The organism is Martinezella paranaensis (assembly GCF_014200235.1).
Lineage (GTDB): Bacteria > Pseudomonadota > Alphaproteobacteria > Rhizobiales > Rhizobiaceae > Rhizobium > Rhizobium paranaense.
This window is the reverse complement of sequence record NZ_JACHBI010000004.1, coordinates 368,947-390,186: the sequence shown is the minus strand read 5'-3', so window position 1 is coordinate 390,186 and position 21,240 is coordinate 368,947. Positions and strand designations below refer to the sequence as shown.

20 protein-coding genes are annotated in these 21,240 nt (G+C 60.4%); 7 read left to right on the top strand and 13 right to left on the bottom strand.

Annotated features, from left to right (window positions below):
- Positions 1-139 precede the first annotated feature (139 nt).
- The 3 genes from GGD50_RS13170 to GGD50_RS13160 all read left to right on the top strand — a co-directional run bounded on the left by GGD50_RS13170 (position 140) and on the right by GGD50_RS13160 (position 2,677).
- Positions 140-1,021, top strand: a complete 882-nt coding sequence (locus tag GGD50_RS13170; protein WP_107109552.1) for an AraC family transcriptional regulator — start codon at positions 140-142, stop codon at positions 1,019-1,021.
- 100 nt (positions 1,022-1,121) lie between these two features.
- A protein-coding gene (locus GGD50_RS13165) for an IS5 family transposase (protein ID WP_107109553.1) occupies positions 1,122-1,942 on the top strand; the annotation gives its coding sequence in 2 pieces (ribosomal slippage) (positions 1,122-1,332 and positions 1,332-1,942; 822 coding nt in all).
- Between the two features lie 255 nt (positions 1,943-2,197).
- Positions 2,198-2,677, top strand: a complete 480-nt coding sequence (locus tag GGD50_RS13160) for a chemotaxis protein CheW (RefSeq protein ID WP_028751249.1) — start codon at positions 2,198-2,200, stop codon at positions 2,675-2,677.
- A 113-nt stretch (positions 2,678-2,790) separates the two neighbouring features.
- Here the strand turns inward: GGD50_RS13160 and GGD50_RS13155 are convergent, their stop codons facing one another.
- The 10 genes from GGD50_RS13155 to GGD50_RS13110 form a co-directional block, all read right to left on the bottom strand.
- Positions 2,791-4,449, bottom strand: coding sequence for an OFA family MFS transporter (locus GGD50_RS13155; protein ID WP_107109554.1), 1,659 nt, complete (start codon positions 4,447-4,449; stop codon positions 2,791-2,793).
- A gap of 118 nt (positions 4,450-4,567) precedes the next feature.
- Positions 4,568-4,825: a formate dehydrogenase subunit delta gene (locus tag GGD50_RS13150; protein ID WP_107109555.1), complete on the bottom strand. Its 258-nt coding sequence runs from the start codon at positions 4,823-4,825 to the stop codon at positions 4,568-4,570.
- On the bottom strand, positions 4,815-5,642 hold the full coding sequence (fdhD, locus tag GGD50_RS13145) for a formate dehydrogenase accessory sulfurtransferase FdhD (protein WP_107109556.1): 828 nt from the start codon (positions 5,640-5,642) through the stop codon (positions 4,815-4,817). The genes GGD50_RS13150 and fdhD overlap by 11 nt, the downstream gene beginning before the upstream one ends.
- Before the next feature lie 184 nt (positions 5,643-5,826).
- Positions 5,827-8,706 (bottom strand): formate dehydrogenase subunit alpha, encoded by a 2,880-nt coding sequence (gene fdhF, locus GGD50_RS13140; RefSeq protein ID WP_107109557.1) that lies wholly within the window; start codon positions 8,704-8,706, stop codon positions 5,827-5,829.
- Between the two features lie 5 nt (positions 8,707-8,711).
- On the bottom strand, positions 8,712-10,268 hold the full coding sequence (locus tag GGD50_RS13135; protein ID WP_107109558.1) for a formate dehydrogenase beta subunit: 1,557 nt from the start codon (positions 10,266-10,268) through the stop codon (positions 8,712-8,714).
- Positions 10,265-10,744 (bottom strand): formate dehydrogenase subunit gamma, encoded by a 480-nt coding sequence (locus tag GGD50_RS13130; RefSeq protein WP_107109559.1) that lies wholly within the window; start codon positions 10,742-10,744, stop codon positions 10,265-10,267. The genes GGD50_RS13135 and GGD50_RS13130 overlap by 4 nt, the downstream gene beginning before the upstream one ends.
- 116 nt (positions 10,745-10,860) lie before the next feature.
- Positions 10,861-11,757, bottom strand: coding sequence for a LysR family transcriptional regulator (locus GGD50_RS13125; protein WP_107109560.1), 897 nt, complete (start codon positions 11,755-11,757; stop codon positions 10,861-10,863).
- 113 nt (positions 11,758-11,870) lie between these two features.
- Complete coding sequence (locus GGD50_RS13120) at positions 11,871-12,086, bottom strand: hypothetical protein (protein ID WP_107109561.1); 216 nt, start codon at positions 12,084-12,086, stop codon at positions 11,871-11,873.
- A gap of 133 nt (positions 12,087-12,219) precedes the next feature.
- Positions 12,220-12,558, bottom strand: a complete 339-nt coding sequence (locus GGD50_RS13115; RefSeq protein ID WP_107109562.1) for an ArsR/SmtB family transcription factor — start codon at positions 12,556-12,558, stop codon at positions 12,220-12,222.
- A gap of 102 nt (positions 12,559-12,660) precedes the next feature.
- Positions 12,661-13,431 (bottom strand): SDR family NAD(P)-dependent oxidoreductase, encoded by a 771-nt coding sequence (locus tag GGD50_RS13110; protein WP_107109927.1) that lies wholly within the window; start codon positions 13,429-13,431, stop codon positions 12,661-12,663.
- 98 nt (positions 13,432-13,529) lie between these two features.
- Here GGD50_RS13110 and GGD50_RS13105 point away from each other — a divergent pair, with 98 nt between their 5' ends.
- A complete protein-coding gene (locus tag GGD50_RS13105; RefSeq protein ID WP_107109563.1) occupies positions 13,530-14,303 on the top strand; it encodes a DeoR/GlpR family DNA-binding transcription regulator in 774 nt (257 codons plus the stop codon).
- 117 nt (positions 14,304-14,420) lie between these two features.
- Positions 14,421-15,932 carry a glycerol-3-phosphate dehydrogenase gene (glpD, locus tag GGD50_RS13100; protein WP_107109564.1) on the top strand — a complete coding sequence of 504 codons (1,512 nt, stop codon included), beginning with the start codon at positions 14,421-14,423 and terminating at the stop codon, positions 15,930-15,932.
- Between the two features lie 70 nt (positions 15,933-16,002).
- Here the strand turns inward: glpD and soxR are convergent, their stop codons facing one another.
- Positions 16,003-16,461, bottom strand: coding sequence for a redox-sensitive transcriptional activator SoxR (gene soxR / locus GGD50_RS13095; RefSeq protein WP_107109565.1), 459 nt, complete (start codon positions 16,459-16,461; stop codon positions 16,003-16,005).
- Between the two features lie 74 nt (positions 16,462-16,535).
- On the opposite strand from soxR, the gene GGD50_RS13090 reads away from it, so the two are divergent.
- Positions 16,536-17,111, top strand: a complete 576-nt coding sequence (locus tag GGD50_RS13090) for an NADPH-dependent FMN reductase (RefSeq protein ID WP_107109566.1) — start codon at positions 16,536-16,538, stop codon at positions 17,109-17,111.
- A gap of 193 nt (positions 17,112-17,304) precedes the next feature.
- On the top strand, positions 17,305-18,555 hold the full coding sequence (locus GGD50_RS13085) for an acyltransferase family protein (protein WP_107109567.1): 1,251 nt from the start codon (positions 17,305-17,307) through the stop codon (positions 18,553-18,555).
- A gap of 42 nt (positions 18,556-18,597) precedes the next feature.
- Here GGD50_RS13085 and GGD50_RS13080 read toward each other — a convergent pair whose 3' ends face one another.
- Both GGD50_RS13080 and GGD50_RS13075 read right to left on the bottom strand, forming a co-directional pair.
- On the bottom strand, positions 18,598-19,719 hold the full coding sequence (locus tag GGD50_RS13080) for a mandelate racemase/muconate lactonizing enzyme family protein (protein WP_107109568.1): 1,122 nt from the start codon (positions 19,717-19,719) through the stop codon (positions 18,598-18,600).
- A gap of 21 nt (positions 19,720-19,740) precedes the next feature.
- A complete protein-coding gene (locus tag GGD50_RS13075) occupies positions 19,741-21,240 on the bottom strand; it encodes an aldehyde dehydrogenase family protein (protein ID WP_107109569.1) in 1,500 nt (499 codons plus the stop codon).

The following is a 21,240-nucleotide window of genomic DNA, read 5'->3' as shown; positions in this document are numbered from 1 at the left end:
GTAGCGTCTCAGTTTGAATTTCCGCTTTCGCTCCATTCCTCGCCATCCACGTGCCGGTTATTCCATGTCAAACCGCAAGATCGGACGAGCGCGCTTAAGCCATAAACGCCTAACTGATGCCGCTACGGAGTAAAGGACGATGAAGGCGGCATTTCAAAACTATCATGCTCGAATGCAACGAGTTCTGGAATATATCGACCAGCATCTCGATGACGATCTCAATCTTGATGTTCTGAGTAGTATCGCGGCCTTCTCGAAGTTTCATTTCCACCGGCAGTTCACGGCGACCTTCGGGTTGTCCGTGCATCGCTATGTCCAGCTCGCCCGCATGAAGCGCGCTTCATACCGGCTGGCCTATCGCGACGCCCAAAGCGTCACGGACATAGCGATGGATGCCGGCTACGATGCACCCGATGCCTTCGCCCGCGCCTTTCGGCAACGGGTCGGGCAATCGCCTTCGTCGTTCCGAAAATCTCCCGATTGGGAGCCGTGGCTTGCCGCTTTTGGCCCTCTCGACAATGCACGGAGCAAACTTATGCAAAAGACCTTTACCCCCGACGACGTGACGATCCGCGAAGTGGTCTCGACCCCCGTGGCAATCATGGAGCATCGGGGCGATCCGGCGATGATCGGCGCGACGATCCAGCGTTTCATCGCGTGGCGCAAGGCGACCGGCCTGACTCCAAAGACAAGCCCGACCTTCAACGTCTTCCACTCCGATCCGCACACCACGCCCCAGTCCGAGTACCGGATGGACTTATGTGTCGGCATCGACCGGTCGTTCGAACGGGAAGACGGGCAGATCAAGGCTGGCGTGATCCCCGGAGGCCGCTGCGCGGTGCTGCGGGTCGTCGGCAACACCGGCAATCTGGAGCCTGCCGCGCTCTACCTGTATCGCGAGTGGCTTCCAGCCAGCGGCGAAGAAACACGCGACTTCCCGATCTATTGCCAGCGGCTGAGCTTCTTCCCGGAGGTGCCGGAGCATGAGGCGGTCGCAGAGTTGTTTTTGCCCCTGAAATAACGAATTCTGGCGAAGGCTTGTCCTTTCCGATCGCCAGAGGCAGACAAGCCGCTAACCGACAAGTCAAAGTTCAAACTGAGACACCACCAGGAAATTGACGATGTGGACCGACACCACTCGGGTGCAGTATGCCCGCGCGGAACTGAATTTGCCAAGCGATTTGACCGATGCCGAATGGGCGGTTCTGGAACCGTTTTTCCCGCCACCGTCCTATGTCGGGCGCCCACGCAAGTGGCCGCTGCGGCGGATTGTTGAAGCGATCCTCTATCTGCTGCGCGGTGGCCTGCCGTGGCGGATGCTGCCGCCCTGCTTCCGCCGGCCTCGACGGTGCGGCGCTGGTTCTACCTGTGGCGGGACAATCGGCTGTGGCTTTCGCTCAATCATGCTCTGTTACTGATGGCGCGCGAGGCGGCGGGTCGGGAGGCCAGCCCAAGCGCGGGTGTCATCGACAGCCAGAGGGTCAAAACCACGGAAAGCGGCGGGCTTCTAGGCTATGATGCGGGCAAGAGGATCAAGGGCCGCAAGCGCCATATCCTCACCGACACCGATGGCAATCTGGTTCACGCCGTGATTCACACCGCCGACATCCAAGACCGCGACGGTGCACCGATGGTGCTGGCCGAAATCATCCGGCGCTTCCCGTGGCTGCGCCATGTGTTCGCAGATGGCGGCTATGCCGGCGACAAGCTGAGGGACGCACTGCGCCGGATCGGCAAATGGACTGTAGAGATCGTCAAACGATCCGATACCGCCAAAGGCTTCGTGATCCTCCCGCGTCGCTGGGTGGTGGAGCGCACCTTGGCATGGCTGAGCCGAAATCGCCGTCTCGCCAAGGACTTCGAGCAAACCATCGCATCAGCAACCGCATGGCTCTTCATCGCCTCGATCCAGCTTTTCGCGCGGCGTATCGCAAGATTATGAAAGTATGCGGAATAATTTTGAATCAGACTCTTAGAGCACTTCCAGGAAAAGTGCGCAGCGGTTTTCCGTCCGGAATGCGTCAAAACAAAGGGATAGAGCGGGAAAGCGATTCCGTGAAACGCTGAACCGCTCTAAAAAGACCGCAAGTATATCCTTCCGAAATCTCTTCTGCGGTTTAGGTTTGAGCAACATTCTTGCGCTATCTTCGTGATAGCGCGCCAGATTTGGCGCCATGCTTCAATGGAAAGAGTGTTCATGGCCACGATCAATTCCACCAGCTTCAGCGGCGACACTTTGGAGATCATTGCCTTCCGGCTTCATGATCAGGAGTTCTGCGTCAAGACCACCACCATCCGCGAAATCCGCGGCTGGGCGCCGTCGACGCCGATCCCGCATTCGCCGGCCGATGTGATCGGCGTCATGAACCTGCGCGGCTCGGTCATTCCGATCATCGACCTCGCCTACAAGCTCGGTATGAAGAGCACGGTCGCGAATGAACGCAGCGCCATCGTCGTCGCCGAAGTCCACAACATGGTCATCGGCATGCTGGTCGACCGCGTCTCCGACATCCTGACGATCTCCTCGAGCCAGGTTCAGCCGGTCCCCGAAGTCACCGCTTCCTTCGACCGCGCCTATTGCGAAGGCATCATCGCCACCGAAAGCGGCATGATCTGCTTCCTCAACCTCGCGAAGATGTTCAAGGAAAACGAAACGGACGAACTCGTCGCCGCTTAAGGCGATTTCGGGAAACGCGCCCAGCGGTTTCCGTCTGGAATTGGCAAAGAATAAAGATAAAGCCGCCGCGGTTTTCCGAGGCGGCTTTATTCATGCAATCAGTATGTCCGGGTTCAGCCAAACAGCGCGTATGTGCTCTTGATCGTTACCCAGACACCCCAAAGCAGCGGGATGCCGACGATCGCCCAAGCGATCAACGCCTTGGCGTCGAGACCGCCTGTTCCGATGCCGAAGGAACCGGCAGGGCCGGCGTTGGAGGCAGCGCTTTTCGCCTGCAGAGCCGCAACCTCGCCATCCGACATGAACCATTTGTCCGAAAGCGGCTTCACCAACGCATTGGCGATCAGGCCCAGTGCCAGCATGCCGGCGAGGATATACATGGTGAAGCTGTAAAGCTGCGCGCCTTCGACGCCGGCGGCCTTCTGCGCCTCACGGATATAATTGACCACCACCGGACCGATGATGCCAGCCGTCGCCCAGGCGGTGAGCAATCGGCCATGGATGGCGCCGACGAACTGCGTGCCAAAGATATCGGCGAGGTAGGCGGGAACCGTGGCGAAGCCGCCGCCATACATCGACAGGATGATGCACAATGCGCCGACGAACAGTACTTTGCTGTGAATACCTGCCGCCCACGGAGCAAGCGTATAAAGCGAGATGCCGAGGATGAAGAAGCAGTAATAGGTGTTCTTGCGGCCGATCTTGTCGGAGAGCGACGCCCAGAAGAAGCGTCCGCCGATATTGAATAGCGACAGCAGACCGGCAAAGCCTGCGGCGATCGCGGCAACGGCGGCCACTTGGTCCTTGCCGAGAGCGGCGAACTTCACGTCCGGCAGACCGATCAGCGCACCGCCGAAGATTTCCTGCAGCATCGGCGAGGCCATGCCGATGACACCGATGCCGGCCGAGACGTTCAGGCACAGCACGGCCCAGATCAGCCAGAACTGCTTGGTCTTGTGGGCATCGCGCAGATGCACATGCTTGGTCGTGATCATCGTGCTCTTGGCAGCGGGCGGCGTCCAGCCTTCCGGGCGCCAGCCGGCCGGCGGCAGGCGATAGCCGAAAGCGCCACCCATCATGAAGACGAAATAGATCGCCGCCATGACGACGAATGTCTGCCAGACTCCGACCGAACCGTCGCCGCGGAAGCTGGTCATCAGCAGGTTGGCGAGCGGCGCGCCGATCATCGCTCCTCCACCGAAGCCCATGATCGCCATGCCCGTTGCCATGCCGCGCCGGTCAGGGAACCATTTGATCAGCGTCGACACCGGCGAGATATAGCCGAGACCGAGACCTATGCCGCCGATCATGCCGGCGCCGGCCCACATCAGCCAGAGCTGGTGGAAAATGACGCCGATCGCGGCGATCAGGATACCGCCACACCAGCAGCAAGCCGAGACGACGCCCGCTTTGCGCGGACCGACCCGCTCCAGCCAGCCACCCCAGATGGCGGCCGAGGAACCGAGCAGCACGAAAAACAACGTATAGATCCAGCCAAGATCGCTGACGCGCCAATCGCAAGTGGTGGTGACGAGGGCAGAGAGAAGATTAAGGCTGGCGCATTCGGCCGCCGGGGTCGACGTACCGAGCGCTTTCGACAATGGCAGCCAGAAGACACTGAAGCCGTAAGCCATGCCGATGCAAAGATGGATCGCCAGGGCAGCCGGTGGCACCAGCCATCGATTGAAGCCGGGCTTGGCGATGATGCGCTCGCGATCGAGCAAACCTGATGTTACCGATTCTCTTGAAAGATCTGTTTCCGCAGTCGTCATGAACAACTTTTCCTTGATTCGAAGACTTAGGATTCGCAATTATTCTATTTTAAATTGTAACGACGAACAAATTTCGCCGCCCCATTATCGTACTACTAATACTTAATGATTAGAAGGATTAATCCTGTTTGACCGGCTCCGGCCTGTGGATCAAAGAGGCCGCTTCCAGCACCAGGGGATCCAGCCCGCTGTTTCCATTATCGATTATTTCGAAAAACTGCCGCCGCATCCGCGGCTCCCAGAATTTATTGATATGCGTCGCAACGCCTTGCGCTGCCTCATTGGCCGGCTGCGTTTTGAAGAAAGTGGCAATCTGGTTCGCCATATAGACGAGCTTGGCTGACGTTTTGCCGTGGTGTGTTTCGTCAGGCGACATCGGCGATGCTCCCTGGGGTAATGCGCTGCGGATGGGTGAAAATCTCGAAATCGTCGCCGCGCACCAGTGCCACCAGCGTCATGCCGGACTCCTCGGCTGTGCGGATGGCAAGTGCCGTCGGCGCGGAAATGGCAACGAGGACAGAGCTGCCCAATACTGCAGCCTTCTGCACCATCTCGACCGAAAGACGGCTGGTGACGGCAACGATGCCCTCGGAGCCCTCACGGCCGGAACGGATGATGGCGCCGCAGAGCTTGTCCAACGCATTATGGCGTCCGACATCCTCGCGCAGGGCGATCAATCCTTCGCCCGGAATATAAAAGCCCGCCCCATGCACGGCGCGGGTCTCGCGGTTCAACAACTGCGCATCGCTCAACAGAGCGACCGCTTTGATGATATCCTCATGGGAGACCGTCAGCGCGACCGCCGAAACATCCGGAACCTTGCGCACCGCCTGTTCGATCGATTCGATGCCGCAGAGCCCGCAGCCGACCGGCCCGGCCATATGCCGCCGCCGGACACGCAATGCATCGGCCGCGTCATCGACCAAGGTGATCTGCACATCGATCCCCCGCTCGTCCTCGACAGGCTCCACTGCGGCGATCTGATCGATATTGGTGATGATGCCCTCGGTCAGACTGAATCCGACTGCAAAATCGTTAATGTCGGCAGGCGTCCCCATCATCACCGCATGCGAGGAACCACCATAGGAAAAAGCGATTGGCACTTCTTCCGGCACGATGCGCGATCCAGAGCGGACAATGCCGTTGCGGCGCACGGTTTCGGATGCGGTGGTCGTGGGTTTGAAACGGGTCATGTAGCTGCGATACCAGCAATTTCTTGGGCAGGATCGCTCTGCCCTGCGACACCCACAGACAACGTTTCCAACGGGATAATGTTCATTATGTTGCGAGGAGAGTGCCACACATTAACGATCTCCCCCTTTGCGGGGGAGATGTCACGATGGTGACAGAGGGGGGTATCTCTCCACACACTCCGACTCACTCAGCCGCCTCCAGCTTCCCGGCAATCCGACGAGATTGCCGCGCCTGTTCGTCATAATCGATCTGCCATTGCGACGGACCGTTGGAGGGCGAGACCTGCACCGCCGTCACCTTGTATTCCGGGCAGTTCGTCGCCCAGTCGGTATAGTCCGTGGTGATGACGTTTGCCTGCGTGTTCGGATGATGGAAGGTCGTATAGACGACGCCGGGGGCAACGCGGTCGGTAATCAATGCCCTGAGCGTCGTATCGCCGGAGCGGCTGGCGAGCTTGATCCAATCGCCATCGCGGATGCCGCGCTGCTCCGCATCGTGCGGATGGATTTCCAGGCGATCCTCCGCATGCCACACGACATTCTCGGTGCGCCGCGTCTGCGCGCCGACATTGTACTGGCTGAGGATACGCCCGGTGGTGAGCAGCAGCGGGAATCGTGGGCCGGTACGCTCATCGGTCGGAACATATTCCGTGCGGATGAACTTGCCCTTGCCACGCACGAAGCCGTCGACATGCATGATCGGCGAGCCGAGCGGCGTCTTCTCGTTGCAGGGCCACTGCACGGAGCCCATTTTCTCGAGATAGTCATAAGAGACAAGCGCGAAGCTCGGCGTCGTCGCGGCGATCTCGTCCATGATCTCGGACGGATGCGCGTAGTTCCAGCCAAGACCCATGGCTTGCGCCATCTTCTGCGTCACTTCCCAATCGGCATAACCGTTGAGCGGGCTCATCACCCTGCGCACGCGGTTGATGCGGCGTTCGGCATTGGTGAAGGTGCCGTCCTTTTCCAGGAAGGTCGAACCGGGCAGGAAGACATGCGCGTAATTGGCGGTCTCGTTCAGGAAGAGATCGTGAACGACGACGCATTCCATCGCCGCAAGACCGGCGGCAACATGCTTGGTATCCGGATCGGACTGGAGGATATCCTCTCCCTGAATGTAGATGCCCTTGAACGTGCCCTCGACGGCGGCATCGAGCATATTGGGAATGCGCAAGCCGGGCTCGTTGTTGAGCTTCACGCCCCAGAGCTTTTCGAAGATATCGCGGGTCGCATCGTCGGAGATGTGGCGATAACCTGTCAGTTCGTGCGGGAAGGAACCCATATCGCACGAGCCCTGCACGTTGTTCTGACCGCGCAGCGGGTTCACGCCGACGCCCGGACGGCCGATATTGCCCGTCACCATGGCGAGGTTGGCGATCGCCATGACCGTGGTCGAGCCCTGGCTGTGCTCGGTGACGCCGAGGCCGTAATAGATCGCGCCATTGCCGCCCTTGGCATAAAGGCGGGCAGCGCCGCGCACCAGATCGGCGGGAACGCCGGTGTATTTTTCCGATTCCTCCGGGCTGTGCTGCGGCTCGGCGACAAAAGCGGCCCAATCTTCGAATTCGGACCAGTCACAGCGTTCGCGGATGAACTTCTCGTCGAAAAGGCCTTCCGTGACGATGACATGGGCCAGCGCCGTCAGCATGGCGACGTTGGTGCCCGGCTTCAGCGGCAGGTGATAGCTCGCCTCGACATGCGGCGTGCGCACCAGATCGATGCGGCGCGGATCGATGACGATCAGCTTGGCACCTTGACGCAGCCGCTTCTTCAGTCGCGAGCCGAACACCGGGTGACCATCCGTCGGATTGGCGCCGATGACGATGACGACATCGGAATATTCGACGCTGTCGAAATTCTGCGTGCCGGCCGAGGTGCCGAAAGCCTGGCCGAGGCCGTAACCGGTCGGCGAGTGGCAGACGCGGGCGCAGGTATCGACGTTGTTGTTGCCGAAGCCGGCGCGCACCAGCTTCTGCACTAGGTAGGTCTCTTCGTTGGTGCAGCGCGACGAGGTGATGCCGCCGACGGAGTCGCGGCCATACTGATATTGAAGCCGCTTGAACTCGGTGGCGATATGGGCAAAGGCCTCATCCCAGGTCACTTCGCGCCACGGGTCGGTGATCTTCTCACGGACCATCGGATTGAGGATGCGGTCCTTGTGGGTCGAATAGCCATAGGCGAAGCGGCCCTTGACGCAGGAATGGCCGCGATTGGCCTGGCCATCCTTCCACGGCACCATGCGTACCACTTCCTCGCCACGCATCTCCGCCTTGAAGGAGCAGCCGACGCCGCAATAGGCGCAGGTGGTGACAACGGAATGTTCCGGCTGGCCGATCGAAATCACCGATTTCTCGGTCAGCGTCGCGGTCGGGCAAGCCTGCACGCAGGCACCGCAAGAGACGCACTCGCTATCGATGAAATTCTCGTGCATGCCGGCCGAGACGCGGGAGTCGAAGCCGCGTCCCTCGATGGTCAGCGCGAACGTGCCCTGCACTTCCTCGCAGGCGCGTACGCAGCGGGAGCAAACGATGCACTTCGAAGCATCATAGGTGAAATAGGGATTGGACTCGTCCTTCGGCGCCCACTTCAGATTGATCTCGCCGTTGTCGCGTGCCTTGACGTGATTGTCGCCCTCGTAGCCATAACGCACATCGCGCAGGCCGACGGCGCCGGCCATGTCCTGCAATTCGCAATCGCCGTTGGCGGCGCAGGTCAGGCAGTCCAGTGGGTGATCCGAAATATAGAGCTCCATCACGCCGCGGCGGATGTCCTTCAGCCGGCCGGTCTGCGTGTGGACGACGATGCCCGGCGCTACGGGCGTCGTGCACGAGGCCGGCGTGCCGTTGCGGCCTTCGATCTCGACGAGACAGAGCCGGCAGGAACCGAATGCATCGATCATATCGGTGGCGCAGAGCTTCGGCACCTCAATGCCGGCTTCCATCGAAGCGCGCATGATCGACGTGCCTTCCGGCACCGTAATCTGGCGGCCGTCGATGGTCAGCGTCACCTGGTTTTCGGACTGGGAGGCGGGTGTACCGTAGTCGATTTCGTGAACGAGGGACATGGCTCTTACTCCGCCGCTTCGATCAAGGGAACCGGAGAAAAGTCCTCCGGAAAATGCGTCATCGCGCTCATGACGGGATAGGGCGTAAAGCCGCCGAGTGCACAGAGCGAACCAAATTTCATTGTGTTGCAGAGATCGGCAAGCAGGACCCGGTTCTTCTCCGGTTCGATGCCGCCTGCAATCTTGTCGACCGTCTCTACGCCGCGCGTCGAACCGATGCGGCAGGGCGTGCACTTGCCACAGCTTTCCACCGCACAGAATTCCATCGCGAAACGCGCCTGTTTCAGCATGTCGGCGGTATCGTCGAAAACCACGAGGCCGGCATGGCCAATCAGGCCGTCCTTAGCCGCAAAGGCTTCATAGTCGAACGGCGTGTCGAACAAGGCGCGCGGGAAATAAGCCCCGAGGGGCCCGCCCACCTGCACCGCCTTGACCGGTCGTCCCGTTGCAGTACCGCCGCCGATCCTGTCGACGATATCGCCAAGAGACAGGCCGAAGGCCGTCTCGTAGAGGCCGGCATATTTGACGTTGCCCGCGATCTGGAGGGGAATGGTGCCGCGCGACCGGCCCATGCCGAAATCACGATAGAAGGCTGCGCCCTTGTCCATGATCACCGGGACGGAGGCGAGCGAAATGACGTTGTTGATGACGGTCGGGCAGTCGAACAGACCCTTATGCGCCGGCAATGGCGGCTTGGCGCGGACCACGCCGCGCTTGCCTTCCAGGCTGTTCAGGAGCGCCGTCTCCTCGCCACAGACATAGGCGCCGGCGCCAGTGCGGATCTCCACATCGAAAGCCTTGCCGCAGCCGAGAACGGAAGGCCCGAGAATGCCGGCCTTGCGCGCGATCTCGACCGCCTCGGTCATCACGGCGATCGCATGCGGATATTCCGAACGCGTATAGACGAAGCCCTTGGTCGCGCCGGTTGCGAGGCCGGCAATCGCCATGCCCTCGATCAGTACGAAGGGATCGCCTTCCATGATCATGCGGTCGGCAAAGGTGCCGCTATCGCCCTCGTCGGCATTGCAGACGATGTATTTGCGGTCGCCCGCGGCGTCGAGCACCGTCTTCCATTTGATGCCGGTCGGGAAGCCCGCACCGCCGCGGCCGCGCAGGCCGGAGTCGGTCACTTCCTTCACAATGTCGGCCGCAACCATGCCGACGGCACGACGCAGGCCCTTCAGGCCACCATGGGCTTCATAGTCTTGCAGCGAAAGAGGATCGGTGACGCCGCAGCGGGCGAAGGTGAGGCGGGTCTGCTCCTTGAGGAATGGGAGGTTCTCGACCTCCCCAAGACAGAGCGGATGATCGCCGCCGGTGATCAGCCCGGCATCGAAGATACCAACCACATCCTTGGCCTTCATCGGCCCATAGCCGATACGCTTGCCGTCGACCTCGACTTCGACCAGCGGTTCCAGCCAGAACATGCCGCGCGAGCCGTTGCGCACGATCTGCGCATCAAGACCCCGGCCGGCAATCTCCTGCGCGACAGCCTTCGCCACCTTCTCGGCCCCGAGGGCAAGAGCGGCGGCATCGCGGGGGATGTAAATCTTCACCGTCATCGGCGCGCCTCCATCACGAGATCTTCGACGGCCTCATCATCCAGGCGGCCATGAAGCTCACCGTCGAGCATCGCCGACGGCGCACAGGCGCACAGGCCGAGACAGTATACCGGCTCCAGCGTCACGCCGCCATCCAGTGTCGTCTGGTGGAAATCGATGCCGAGCAATTGCTTGACCCGCTCGGCGAGCCGGTCGCCGCCCATCGACTGACAGGCTTCGGCGCGACAGAGCTTCAGCACATGACGGCCGGCGGGATGATCGCGATAATCATGGTAGAAGGTCATCACGCCATGCACTTCGGCGCGAGACAGGTTCAGCGCCTTTGCGATGAGCGGCAGCGTATCCTGCGGCACATAGCCGAACTCCTCCTGGATCCCGTGCAGGATCGGCAGGAGCGGCCCTTCCATCGACTTCATGCGGTCGATGATAACGCCGGCGCGGGCCGCGATCTCGCCCGAACCAAGATGCAAACTCATAAGCAGCCTCCCAGGCTTCTCCTCAGCGAACACGCGAACGCATGGCCAATGAAACAAAAATCGCAGGGAAGAGCGGAGGAATCAATAACGCAGCCCCGTTAATCGATAGAAAATTTCTATCGATTTTTATCGGCTTCAGCTAACAATCGCGCCTCATGCAACAAAGCGGAGACGAGCGGCGTAAACGGCTCGCGATGCGTCGCAACCAGACCAACGAGATGTTCCGCATCCGGTTCCGTGATGGGAATCTTGTGAATATCAGCGGGAAAGCCGAAGGAATCCGCGATATTCTTCGGCATGATGCTCGCCCAGCGTCCGGTCTGGACGTGGGCAAACAGCACAATCATCGAATTGGACTCCAGCGTCGGCTGCACCACCGCCCCCGCTTCGGCGAGATGCCGGTTGATGATCCGGCGGTTTTGCATATCAGCAGTTAATAGACAAAGCCGAAGATGGCCCACTTCCTTCCAGGTCACGCTTGCGCGCTCGGCCAGCGGACTGCCCGCTGCCGTGATCAGATGGTAGCGCTCGGCATAAAGCGGCACGCTGGTGACGCGGCCAAGCGGCTCATTTTCCAGATAGGTGATGCCCGCGTCGATCTCGAGATTTTCGAGCAGGCTCAACACCTGCAGCGAATTGCGCGAGGTGATGGAGAAGGTAACGTCGGGATGCCGCTCCTGAAACGGCGCGGTGATTTTCGGCACCATGGCAAGCGCCGTCGGAATGGCGGCGATGCGGATATGGCCGGCAAGCCCCTTGCGCGCCGCCCGCATTTCCTCGCGCATGGTCCTAGTATCGCCGACGATGCGCCGCGCCCACTCCAGCACCCGCTGGCCCTCCGGCGTCAAACCCTGAAAGCGCGAGCCGCGACTGACGAGCATGACACCGAGCTGATCCTCCAACTGCCTGATCGCGGCCGACAATGTCGGCTGCGTTATCCCGCATTCCTCCGCAGCACGGCCGAAATGCTTCTGGTTGGCAAGCGCGATGAAGAATTCCAGCTTGTCGATCATTTAACTCTCCTGAATACGAGAGTTAAACGCGCCAAGGCATCAGCGCAACATTGGAAAACGGAGGCGTGGCATGGGGCGCATGTCCGCCTTGAGGCTAGGCCTCCGGAAACTCCCTAGAGACCTGCCTCGCCACCGGCGGATAGACGCTCAATGAAAACGGGAGGGACGAGCGGCATCGCACTCTTTTCGGCAGAAGCCGCATTTCTCGCACGGGCCGTTTTCTTCAGAAGCGTCGCAAAGTCGCTCAGCGACACGCGATCGGCACGGAGCATCTGCCGGATCATCGGATCGCGCAGAACTTCCGACATGGTCATCTCATTATTCTGCATGAGCCTATCCTCCTTCTATGTTTTGAGGGAGTATTAGCGTCTCTGCATAACACTGTCGTGTCAGTCAGTTGACGATACGATGATGAATTGAAGGCCAAACCAAGGCTTCAGGAATTTCCGACTTTCCGGATGATCAGCAATCGCCCTTGCAGAAGGACTGCTGCAGCGAATCGAGCACCGCGCAGATTTCGGAACTGGCGACGGCATAATAGACGAGCCGGCCCTCCCGGCGGGTATCGACCAGCTTTTCCAGCCGCAACCGCGCCAGATGCTGCGAAACCACTGCCTGCTGCAGGCCGAGAAGCCCCTCGATCTCCGTGACCGTCTTTTCGCGCTTGGCCAGCATGAAGAGGATGCTCAGCCGCGTCTCGTGCGACAGAGCTTTCAACAGGATACTCGCCCTTCGAGCCCTCGCAGTCAGTTCCTCGACATTATGCTCGATGGCACCGCCAAGCGGTGGAGACAGCGACATAGAATGGCCTCTAGTGATAAACTCACATAGAGATATGCTTATAATATTATGAATCCATAAGCTGGTTCAAAAGGTCGCAGAACACCAAAAAAGGTCCGATTATCAGCAGATAAGCTGCCCGCCGTTGATCTCGATGACCTGTCCCGTGATGTAGCCGGAGAGCGTCGGCGCGGCGAGGAAGAGATAGGCAGGCGCGCAATCCTCCGCCGTCCCCAGGCGCTGCAGCGGGATCGATCGCCGCGTCTGTTCGAGTTTTTCCTTCGACGAGTAACGATCGTGGAAATCGGTGGCGATGGTTCCCGGCGATACGCAGTTCACCCGGATACCCTCCGGCGCCAGCTCGCGCGCCAAAGCCTTCGAATAGGTTGCGACGAAGGCCTTGGAGGCGGAATAGATCGCCGACCCCGGGCTGCCGCCGGTCAAAGCCGAGATCGAAACTGTATTGACGATTGCCGCCTGCCCGGCCGCCCGCAATAGCGGCAACAGCGCCCTTGTCACCTCGACGACGGAGGTCTGGTTGAGCTGGACGATCCGGTCATACCATTCGTCGGTCAATTCGCCGGCCGGAAAGCGGCCGACCATGGTACCGGCATTGTTGACCAGCACGTCGATGCGGTCGAACACGTCAGCAGCGGCAAGAGCAAAGTCCCTCGTGCCGGTCTCGCTCGTGAAATCAGCGGGAACGAGAAAGGCGCGGCGATCGAGCTCGGCCTCTAGCAGAAAATCGGGCAGCTCGCGGCCGGGATCGCGGCCGACATGGACGAGAACGCGCGCGCTGCAATCGAGAAACTGTCGCGCCACCTCCAGCCCGATGCCACGGCCGGCGCCGGTAACCACGACATTGCGATTTTCGAATAGCTTCGGATGAAACACCATGACCTCCCCAATTCGCAGAATCCGCGCGTCGGCAATTGCGGAATTTTCACTTTATCATATGATGACGAAAAAACGAAAGAAAGGGAGCGTCGACAATGTTCCTATCAGGACGCCAGACGGAGATTCTGGAAATCGCCAAGACTGAGGGGCGCGTGCTGGTGGAGGAACTGGCGCTTCGCTTCTCCGTAACGCCGCAAACCATCCGCAAGGACCTGAACGACCTGTGCGACGGCCGCGTTCTATCGCGCGTCCATGGCGGTGCGCTCTTTCCAGGCGGCACGGAAAACGTCAAATACGAAGCGCGCCGCTCCATCGCCGCCCCCGAAAAGCAGGCGATCGGCCGCGCCGCCGCCGGCCTGATCCCCAACAATACCTCTCTTTTCATCAATATCGGCACCACCACGGAAGCGGTCGGCGAGGCCCTTCTCGGCCATCACGAACTGATGGTCATCACCAATAATATCAACGTCGCCAATAAGTTACGCATCTTCCCCTCGATCGAGGTGGTCATCGCCGGCGGCGTCGTGCGCGGCTCGGACGGCGGCATTGTCGGGGAGGCGGCGGTCGACTTCATTAAGCAATTCAAGGTGGATTACGCCGTCATCGGCACCTCGGCCGTCGATGCCGATGGCGCACTTCTGGATTTCGATTTCCGCGAAGTGAAAGTGGCGCAGGCGATCATCGCCAATGCTCGCCATGTCATCCTGGTGGCCGACAGCACCAAGTTCGAACGCACCGCCCCGGTGCGCATCGGCCATCTCTCGCAAGTCCACACGTTCGTTACCGACGAATGTCGTGTCGAGTCCGTCCGCGCCGCCGCGGCCGAACATGGCGTTCGCCTGGTGGAAACCTCACGCCGCCAGAATTGATCGTCTCATCGCTTTCGTCACGAAACGTTCGTTTGACATTCGGATTGATTTCGTTTTAGATGAATCAATTTTCGAATTTTCCATTTCTCAAAATGGCAGACCTTTTCGGAGGGGCGGGTGAGCGAGCAGATTTACGACATTTTCGTTATCGGCGGCGGCATCAACGGCTGCGGCATCGCTCGTGACGCAGCCGGGCGCGGCTACAAGGTGGCTCTTGCGGAAATGAATGATTTCGCCTCCGGCACATCGTCCGGAGCCACCAAGCTCATCCATGGCGGCCTGCGCTATCTCGAACATTACGAATTCCGCCTTGTGCGCGAGTCGCTGATGGAGCGTGAAGTGCTCTGGGCGATGGCGCCGCACATCATCTGGCCGATGCGTTTCGTATTGCCCTATCACAAGGGCGGCATCCGCCCGGCTTGGCTCATCCGCCTTGGCCTCTTCCTCTATGATCACCTCGGCGGCCGCAAGCTGCTGCCTGCCACCGCGACGCTCGACATGAAGAGGGACCCGGCGGGAAAACCACTGAAGGCGCTGTTCACCAAGGCTTTCGAATATTCCGACGGATGGGTGGACGATGCGCGCATGGTCGTGCTCAACGCCCGCGACGCGGCCGATCGCGGCGCAACGATCATGCCGCGGACGAAGGTAACCTCCGCCCGCCGTGAAGGTGCTGCCTGGACGATCGAAACGCAGGACACCGTCACCGGCGAAAAACGCGCCTTCCAGTCGCGCATGCTGGTCAACGCCGCCGGTCCCTGGGTCGATCATGTTCTGTCCGACGCGTTTGGCAAGAACCAGGTGCACAATGTCCGTCTCGTGCAGGGCAGCCATATTATCGTCCGCAAGAAGTTTGACGATCCCCGCGCCTATTTCTTCCAGAATCCGGATAACCGCATCATCTTCGCGATCCCCTACGAACAGGATTTCACCCTGATCGGCACGACGGACCGCGACTACAAGGATGATCCCAAGGACGTGAAGATTTCCGACGAGGAAACGACCTATCTCTGCAACGCTGCCAGCGAATATTTCAAGGAGCCGGTCCGCCGCGAGGATATCGTCTGGACCTATTCCGCCGTACGTCCGCTCTATGACGACGGCGCCTCCAAGGCGCAGGAAGCGACGCGCGATTATGTGCTGAAGGTCGAAGGTGCCGAAGGTCAGCCGCCATTGCTCAACGTCTTCGGCGGCAAGCTCACCACCTATCGTCGCTTAAGCGAACATGCGCTGGAAAAGATCGGCGAGGTTATCGGCCTCAAGGGTACGCCGTGGACGGCCAAGAGCTCTCTGCCGGGCGGCGACTTCCCGGTTCGTGGCTATGAGGCTGAAGTTGCGAAGCTGAAGGGACGCTACCCCTTCCTCGCCGATCCGCATGCCCGCCGGCTCGTGCGCCGGTATGGCACCCGCGCCGCCATGCTCCTTGGAGAGGCAAAGACCACGGCCGATCTCGGCCGCAGCTTCGGCAGCGATCTCTACGAGGCGGAAGTCCGCTATCTCATGGCACATGAATGGGCCTATACCGCCGCCGACGTCCTTTGGCGCCGTTCGAAGAAGGGCCTCTATCTCTCGAAGGACGAAGCCGCCGCGCTGGACGATTACATGGCCGGCACACGCGTTCATGCTTGAGTAGGCGAAGGCTCCAGCCGAATTCCCAGCAAGTGCTTCGGGATTGGCCAAGCGCCATTGGGCGCGGCGGCTATGGATCCAGCAGACGCGGCCCAGGCCCCTCTTTTGCCAATTCATCCAACGGATTACGCAGGGGGCAGCTCTGCATTGAGAGACAGCCGCAGCCGATGCAGCCGTCGAGCTTATCGCGCAGGCCCTGCAGCCGCCTGATCCTGTTATCGAGATCATCCTTCCACTGCGCCGAAAGCGCCCGCCAATCGGCCCCTGTCGGCGTCCGGCTTTGCGGCAGCGTATCAAGTGCCGCCTGAATCTCGGCAAGCTGAATGCCGACGCGCTGCGCTACCTTGATGACCGCCACCCGGCGCAAGACCTCGCGGGCGTAGCGCCGCTGATTGCCGCTGCTGCGATGGCTCTCGATCAGTCCCTTTGCCTCGTAGAAATGCAGCGCCGAAACCGCAATGCCGCTGCGCGCTGCCACCTCGCCCACCGTCAATAATTTGGAAAATTGATCGGATTCGATTTTTCCCATAATGAGCCCTTGACCTCAACTTTACTTGAGGTTCTATAGCTCCTGCTCCGAAGCGCGTAAAGCAGGAGCAATGCATGACAGAACCAACCCGGCTGGCAATTCTCTACGGCAGCACCCGCAAGGGCCGACTATGTGACCGCGTGGTCAATTGGGTCGTCCGTGAGCTGGCGAACTATCCATTGATCGATCTCGACATTATCGATCCATTGGAATTCGGCCTGCCGGTCCACCACGACAAGGAGCATCCGGCCGTCGCGGACCTCGCCGAGCGGCTCTCCGAGGCGGATGCCTTCATCGTCGTCACACCGGAATACAATCATAGCTTCACGGCCGCGCTGAAATTCGTGCTCGATCTCGTTTACGAGCCATGGCAGGGCAAGCCGGTTGCTTTCGTCTCCTATGGCGGCATTTCCGGCGGGCTTCGCGCCGTTGAACAGTTGCGGCTGGTCTTTGCCGAGCTGCATGCCGTCACGGTGCGCGATACCGTCAGTTTCGCCAATCCCTGGGGCCGGTTCGCCGAGGATGGCTCCCTCGAAAACCCGATCGAAGCCCGTCAGGCGCTGGTGCAAATGATGGCGCGGCTGAATTGGTGGAGCGCGGCATTGAAGCCAGCCCGGGCAACGCGCCCCTATCGCTCCGTCGCCGCTTGATCGTCTTCAACAATATCCGAATCCGGTCTTTCGTTTCTGGCAGGTACGGAAGACCGGCTCGACGCCCGGATCTGGCATCCCCAGGTTCGGGCGTCTGTTGTGCACCCAGAAGTTTACCTTGCCGGAAAGCTGCACTTGCCGAAGTCGCCTCGATGACCTAACCCAATAGCAAGGCAGTTTCGGCGGTACAGGGATGGAGAACGAGAAACGTCTGGGAGGAGCGGATTTCATGCGCGCCGTCGCATGTCTGATGGTGCTTGCTCACCATCTCGCGCTTCGAATGAACTTCTACAAAATCCCGCCCGGTTTGGACCTGACCTTCATGCTGGCGCGCTTCGGCAATCACGGCGTCTCGGTCTTCTTCGTGCTCAGTGGCTTTCTTCTCTCGCGTCCCTTCTGGCTGGCGCTGGATAAAGCCCAACCACTGCCTTCATTGAAGATCTACACCATGCGTCGTGCTGCGCGCATCCTGCCGGGCTTCTGGTTTGCCCTGACGGTCGGCTTCGTGCTCAGCTTCACGGTCTATGGGTTTCCGCTCGATGGGGAGCTGATAGGCCGCTACATCGCTGGCTTCTTTCTGATGAGCCAATGGCATTGGCGCACCTTTTTTCCAGTGCAGGGTGACGGGCCACTATGGTCGATCCCCTTTGAGACGACCTGCTACGTTCTGTTGCCGATCGGCTTCCTGCTGCCGTTCTATGCGAAGCCGAGATCGCGCTCCCCTCTCGTCAGCCGCCTGTTCTGGATCGGCTTTATCGCCGCCTCGCTGCTCGGCCACTGGCTGGTAGTGACCTATCTCCCGACGGACAGCGTCGGGCGGGGATGGGAATACGGCTTCGAGGGCGGCGCCAAGGAATGGATGCCGCGCTACAACCCCATCGGCTTCTTCGCGATATTCGCGATCGGGGCGCTGGCAGCCGGAATCCAGACCATCATCCCGGCTCGCCGCTCGGCGATCTACGATGTCATTGGAGCGCTCGCGATTGTTATGGGCGCATGGCAGTTGCCGCAGTCCATCGGCGGTGCAGCGGAAGGCTATGCCTGGCTTGGCATCCCCTATCAATTCCCGCTACTTCCCCTGGGAGTCGCTATTGCGCTTACCACGCTTCCGCAATCGCTGTTGTTGGCAAAGCTGCTCGACAACCCCATCATCCGTTATGTCGCCACCGTCTCCTTCGGCGTCTATATCTGGCAGGATATCGTGCTGACGCTGATGACCACGCTCTTCCCCTGGAGCTTCGGCATTGGCTCAAATGACGTGCTCGGCGGATGGATCACATCGAGCCTCGTCGCAATCGTCATCATCTTCACGATCGGGACTGCCAGCTATTTTCTCCTGGAACGCCCGGTCATTCGTTGGGCCCGCACGCGCGAGCAGACGGCACGCACGGCACCAACATCCGAGAAAAAGGCCGTCCAAGGGAAACCATTGGGCGGCAGATAAGGTGGGAAACGAAACCCAGCCGGGGAGAGGCCGAGTATCATGTCAGATGCGGGTGACCTTCAGGCGCTCTTCATCGAGAACGACGCCGAGGCCGGGAGATAGCCCCAAATCCAGCCAACCCTGATCGTGCTTGAGCGGCATCGCCATCGGATAGTCACGACGGGCCTCGCTCCACTCCGGATTGTCATAGGGATATTCGAGCCAGGGCGCATCACCGACACCCGCCGTCAAATGCGCATTGGCCAGCACACCGATACCATTCGTCCATGAGTGCGGCGTAAATTGAACACCCGCCTCCCGCGCCTGGTAAGCCACCCGCCGGCAGCCGGTGATGCCGCCGACCAGCGCCACATCCGGCTGGACGACATCGAAGGCACGGTCTTCGATAATGTCTCGGAACTCATAGAGCTCTCGCGTCATCTCGCCGCCGGCGATGCGTACCGACGTCGCCTGCTTCAGCTCCTTCATGCCCTTGCGGTCCGAACGGTGCAGCGGCTCCTCCATCCAATAGATGCCGAGCCGCTCCAGCTCTTTCGCAACCGCCAACGCGTCCTTGAAGGTCCAGGGCAATGTCGTATCCCAGGGCATGCGCCAACCCTGGTTGCAGTCCACCATCAACTCCAGCTTGGTGCCGACGCGCGCGCGGATTGCCTCCAGAGCCTTCACATCATCTAGCCAACCGCCGCGCCCACCTGCGGATGAAGAGAAGCGCACCTTCATCGCGGGAAAGCCCTCTTCGAGATAACGCTCCGCCTGCTCAGCCAACGCGGCCGGCTCGCGCAATACGCCGGAGGAAGCATAGAGCCGCACGCGGCTGGCGCGGCCGCCAAGCATCCGCCAGACGGGTTCGCCGGTGATTTTGCCGGAAAGATCCCACAGCGCCAGGTCCATCGGCCAGCAGCGGCCATAATGGAAATTGATATGCGACAGGACCTCGTAGTGACGCTCCAGATGCCGCGGGTCCTGGCCGATGAACAGATCCTCGTGCCCCTCGAAACCCTTCATGAGATCGCCGGACCCGATACCCTCGCGGCCCTCGTCATCCCGCACGCGGACGATCGTCGCATCGAAATGCCGGCGTGGCCTGCCATCCCAGCTCGCCTTGAACGGCGGATCGAGCGGCAGGCGGTGATGGGTGATCTCTATGGAAACGATCTTGCTCATGGTCGTGCCTCCCCGCAAACCTCAGCCGAACTGCTGCCAGATGGTCTTGTAATCGCAATATTTGTCGATCGCATGCACTGAACGGTCACGGCCGAAACCGGATTGCTTGAAGCCGCCGAAAGGTGTCGCGAAATTCGACATATCGTAGGTGTTGATCCACACGGTGCCCGCATGGATCGCCTCGGAAAAGCGGTGGGCGCGGTCCATGTCTTTGGTGAAGACGGCGCCGGCAAGGCCATAGATCGTATCGTTGGCGATCTTGAGCGCTTCCTCCTCGGTGTCGAAGGGAATGGCGGCAAGCACCGGCCCAAAAATCTCCTGCCGCGCCAGGCTCATATCGTTGGTCATGTCGACGAAGACGCCGGGCGAGACATAGTAACCGCCGGTCTCGCTCAGCACCCGCTCTGCGCCGAAAGCACGTCGAGCGCCTTCCTTCTCACCAGCAGCGATCATAGAGAGCACCTTGTTCATGTGCTCCTCCTCGATCAGCGCGCCGATCTGCGCGGACGGATCAAGCGGGTGTTTGAGCGTAATATCGGACCGCGTCACCGCCTCGATCTTCGCAATCAGCTTCTCCTGGACCGAGCGCTGCACGATCAGCCGCGTCGAGGCGTGGCAGGTCTCGCCGGAATTGTAGAAGCAGCCCCAGGCGGCCGCGCTCGCCGCCGCATCGAGATCGGCATCTTCGAAAACGACCAGCGGCGACTTGCCGCCGAGTTCCAGCGCTACGCGCTTGACGTTCGACTGCGCTGCATACCCCATGATCAGCTTTCCGACCTCGGTCGAGCCGGTGAAGGCGATCATGTCGACATCCATGTGCAGCGCCAGCGGTTTGCCGGTCTCTTCGCCATAACCGGTGACGACATTGAAGACGCCGGCGGGCAGGCCTGCTTCAGAAGCAAGTTCAGCCAGGCGGAGGGCCGAGAGCGAGGATTGTTCGGCCGGCTTCAGCAGCACGGAATTACCTGCGGCAATCGCTGGCCCGAGCTTCCAGGCATCGATGATCATCGGATAGTTCCACGGCGTAATCGCCCCGACGACGCCGATCGGCACCTTGCGCACCAAAGCGCGCGCATTCGGCCCGGTCGGCGCGATCTCGTCATACATCTTGTCGATCATCTCGCCGTAGAATTGAATGCCATCGGCGCAAAGGCGGACATCGACCGTCAGCGACGCCATGACCGGTTTGCCGACATCCAGCGTTTCGAGCATGGCGAGTTCTTCGCCATGGGCGCGGATCAGTTCGGCCCAGCGAAGCATGATCCTCTTCTTTGCCATAGGGTCCTTTTTGCGCCAGATGCCGCTTTCGAAAGTCGCACGGGCAGCAGCCACGGCCGCGTCGACATCAGCGGCGTTGCCGCGCGCCAATTCCGGCCCTGCTCTGCCATCCATCGGTCGGATGCGGGTGAAAGTCGTGCCGGACGAGGAGGGACGATAGGCGCCATCGATGAAATGCCTCCCTTCGAGCTTAAGGCCGGACAAAACGCCTTCCCAATACTCGCGTGTGTAGGTCTTGCTCAT